A 3,756-nucleotide genomic window follows, 5' to 3' on the forward strand; every position below is an offset into this window, starting at 1 on the left:
GAAGCCCTCCTGAAACGCTTTCCCAACTCCGGCGAGGCCATCCACATCTTGGCTTTGGCCTATCAACGCTTCGGCAACCATTTGATCCAAGAGGGGCGCCACCGGCAGGCAGAAGCCTATCTGAGAAAGGCCTTGGCCACAGAGCCAAATAACCGGGAGTTGGCCTTTGAAATCCGGCGAGATCTAGCCCGTCTGGGCATCCGGGAGGGATCCAGCTAGCTGCCTGGCGCTGCAACTTTCAACTGCTGGGCCGCCCACTGCCGGAGCTGCTGGCGGTTGACCTTGCCCTGGGCGTTGCGGGGGATCCCGCTACACCACAGCCATTGCTTGGGGTGCTTGAAGGGGCTTAGTTGTTGTGCAAGGTGCCGCTTTAGGTGCTTCTCCAGCTCGTTGCTGCTTAGAGAGATCCCAGCCCTGGGCACAGCCACCGCCACCACCTGCTGGCCCCACTCCTCATCGGGCAGGCCCAGCACACAGACATCTTCTACCCAGCCGCTGGCGCGGATTTCCCCCTCCACCTCGGCGGCCATCACCTTTTCCCCTCCGGTCAGGATGAGCTCGTCGGCGCGGCCCAGCCAGTAGAGATAGCCCTCTGAGTCCAGATAGCCCCAATCGCCGGGGGTGAAGCCCCGCTGTTGCCATTGGCCTAGAGAATCTGCCTCGCTGGAGAGAGGGTAGTAGCCCAGTGCCAGCGACTCAGCCCACACGTGGATGCGGCCTACCGTCTGGGCGGGCAGGGGATCCCCTCTCTCACCGCGGATCTCCACGGTGGCGTGGGGTAGGGGCCGGCCCAGACTGTCGCTGCCCTGCAAGAAAGCTTCTGGCAGCAGCGTACATACCTGGGAGGCGGTTTCGGTCATGCCGTAGGTGAGGGCTAGGGGCAAGTGCAACTGCCGGGCCTGTTGCCGCAAACTGGGCCAGGTGGGGCCGCCGCCAACCAGAATGGCCTGGAATTGGTGTAGGCTCTCCAAGACTCCTGGCTGGGCGTTGAGCAACAGCCGCTGCAACTGGGTGGGCACCAGCGACAGAAAGCTGCCCGGCAAAGGCGGATCCCAGGCCTCAGCCTGCTGCTGTCGTTTCCAATCCCAGACAATCCACTGGCCGCCGCTCAGCCAGGAACGAACAGCCTGCATCAGGCCGCTGACGTGGTACAGGGGCAACACACAGTAGCTATGGATACACTCCACCCGGAAGTGCTGTTGGTGGGCTCTGGCGGAGGCGCTGAGGGTACGCCAGGAGTGCACCGCCCATTTCACCTGACCGCCGGAGCCGCCGGTAGGGATCCCAATTACCGGCCAATCGGTGCTGGGCAGGAGCTGTTGCCAATGCTCCAGCTGGGGGTTGGAGCAGGCGGGATCCTCCTGCAACTGCCCTTGCCGCCAGTGCCAAGCGGATCCCAGGCCGGCCAAAGCCTGTCCCCACTCCCGTTCTCCCCAGTGGGGATTGGCTAAGAAGAGGGGGATCCCCAGGTGTTGGCAGGCCAAAACGGCAGCCCACACTTGTAGCGGATCCGAGTCTGCCACCAGTAGGGGAACGGCCTTGTCTGCCAGAGGGCGCAGTTGCTCTTCCAGCCCAGACAGGCACTCCTTCAAAGCGGGAGGGCAGTTGTGGTTGGGAAACATCTTTCGGCAAGCTCAGGCGGGACAGTTGCAAGTTAAACGAAGTGATCAATCAAAAAGCAAGCTATAGCCGTGGAGACTTGACCATCCACTGAGGCAATTGGGAGGTGTCCCCCGTCTCTTCGTTAGTTTTGATTTTTGGCAGGGATCCCCTCCTCAAAGGCCCGGGCAAGGTGAGGAAGAGTTTGGGCTTGGCTTATCATGATCTAGGTTTGAAGTAGGAGGCCTAGGTTGTGATCGAGCCAATTTTGCTGGGGATCGTTTTGGGGATGGTGCTGGTTACCTTGGCAGGCCTGTTTGTGGCCGCCTACAGACAGTATCAGCGCGGCAATAAGATCGGTCTGTGAAAGCCAGGGAGGAAAAGCTGGCACCAAACCGTCGGCAAGAGAGCGGCTCAGCAGGTGAGGTGGCATAGCGATGCAGTGGCTGCGCACGGTGGCGGCTTTGCGGGAGCAGGTAGCGAGCTGGCGGGGATCTACCATAGGCTTGGTGCCAACGATGGGATCCCTGCACGAGGGGCATCTCAGTCTGATCCGCCGCTGCCGCCAAGAGTGTGACCACACGGTGGTCAGCATCTTCGTCAACCCCCTCCAATTTGGCCCCAACGAAGACTGGGATCGCTACCCCCGCGATGAGGAAGGGGATCGGGCCCTGTGTGAAGCGGCGGGCGTGGATGTGGTGTTTGCCCCCGACCCGCAAGAGATGGGAGCCGACCCGGCAGCCGGAGGCGACCGCACTTGGGTGATGCCCCCCGAATCCCTTCTGCAGACCCTCTGCGCCCCCCACCGACCGGGGCATTTTCGCGGCGTGGCCACCATCGTGCTGCAACTGCTGAACCTGGTGCAGCCGCAGCGGGCCTATTTTGGCCAAAAGGATGCCCAGCAACTGGCCATCATCCAGCGCCTGGTTCAGGATCTGCAGATCCCCACCACCATTGTCCCTTGCCCCACCGTGCGAGAAGCCGACGGCCTTGCCTACAGCTCCCGCAACCGCTACCTCTCAGCAGCGGAGCGGCAGGTGGCCGCCAGCCTGTACCGCGCCCTGCGCCGAGGTTACGACCACTGGCAAGCCGGGGATCCCTCCGCCGAAGGGATCCTGGCCGCCGCCCGTGCTGAGCTAGAGCACACCCCGGAGGTGCGCGTGCAGTATCTGGAATTGGTGGATCCGCAAACCCTCCAGCCCCTATCGGAGGTCAAAGATAAGGGACTGCTGGCCATCGCCGCCTATGTAGGGCAAACTCGCCTGATTGACAACCTGCTCCTTTCCCCGGAAGGTGCGGATCCCTTGCCCCAAAAACAGCAGAGTGCAGTGCCTCCTTCCCCGAAAACAGGGCGTCGCCCGCTGATTGCCATCGACGGACCGGCAGGGGCCGGGAAGTCCAGCGTAGCGCGAGCAGTGGCCGCTCAACTGCAGCTCCTGTACTTGGATACGGGGGCGATGTACCGGGCCATCACCTGGCTGGCGCTGCAGCGGGGGATCCCGTTGGACGACGCCGAGCAACTGACCCAACTGGCTGCCCAAACCCAACTAACCTTACAAAGTGGCCCCTCGGCCGACGAACCAACCCGCATCTGGGCCGACGGTGAGGAAGTTACCCAGGCCATTCGCTCCCCAGAGGTGACCCGCTGGGTTTCTCAGGTGGCGGCAGTGCCAGGGGTACGGCAGGAGCTGGTGAAGCGGCAACGCCTCATTGGACGGGATGGGGGGGCTGTCCTGGAGGGGCGAGATATCGGTACCCATGTTTTTCCTGATGCCGAGCTGAAAGTCTTTTTGACCGCCTCGGTGGGGGAGCGGGCCCAGCGCCGGCAACACCAACTGCAAGCCCAAGGACAAGTGGTGTCCCTTGAAGAGTTAAAAGCTCAGATTGAGCAGCGGGATCGCCGCGACAGCGAACGGCTTATCTCTCCCTTGCGGCCTGCCCCCGATGCCATTCTGATCGACACGGATCACCTGAGCCAGGCTGAGGTGGAAGACAAAATTGTGAGGCTGTACCGCCAGCTTTTGGAGCAATCCGGGGCAGCCCATTTCGACAATTAATTATCTGAACCCTGAAGATTTTCTCAAGCTTTCGAGATGGGGCCAATTCAACGTAAGGCGCGGGATTCCCCACCCGGGTGGGGAGGGATAGCGCCTCCTG

Annotated in this window: 3 protein-coding genes and 1 pseudogene; 3 read left to right on the forward strand and 1 reads right to left on the reverse strand. The window is 62.1% G+C overall.

The genetic code is table 11. The features are described 5' to 3' along the window. Positions 1-219, forward strand: a pseudogene (locus NW852_RS12420) (molecular chaperone DnaJ); the annotation flags it as partial. On the opposite strand, the gene NW852_RS12425 reads toward NW852_RS12420, so the two are convergent. After that, positions 216-1,622 carry a 2-succinylbenzoate--CoA ligase gene (locus NW852_RS12425; RefSeq protein WP_414366591.1) on the reverse strand — a complete coding sequence of 469 codons (1,407 nt, stop codon included), beginning with the start codon at positions 1,620-1,622 and terminating at the stop codon, positions 216-218. The pseudogene NW852_RS12420 and the gene NW852_RS12425 sit on opposite strands and share 4 nt — an antisense overlap. A 230-nt stretch (positions 1,623-1,852) precedes the next feature. Here NW852_RS12425 and petG point away from each other — a divergent pair, with 230 nt between their 5' ends. After that, the gene (gene petG, locus NW852_RS12430; RefSeq protein ID WP_414332627.1) at positions 1,853-1,966 is read left to right on the forward strand and encodes a cytochrome b6-f complex subunit V; all 114 of its coding nucleotides are present in this window, start codon (positions 1,853-1,855) and stop codon (positions 1,964-1,966) included. 70 nt (positions 1,967-2,036) lie between these two features. Then, a complete protein-coding gene (locus tag NW852_RS12435; protein ID WP_414366592.1) occupies positions 2,037-3,656 on the forward strand; it encodes a bifunctional pantoate--beta-alanine ligase/(d)CMP kinase in 1,620 nt (539 codons plus the stop codon). The last annotated feature ends 100 nt before the right edge of the window (positions 3,657-3,756 follow it).

This window comes from Synechococcus sp. H60.1 (assembly GCF_047462335.1).
Classification (GTDB): domain Bacteria; phylum Cyanobacteriota; class Cyanobacteriia; order Thermostichales; family Thermostichaceae; genus Thermostichus.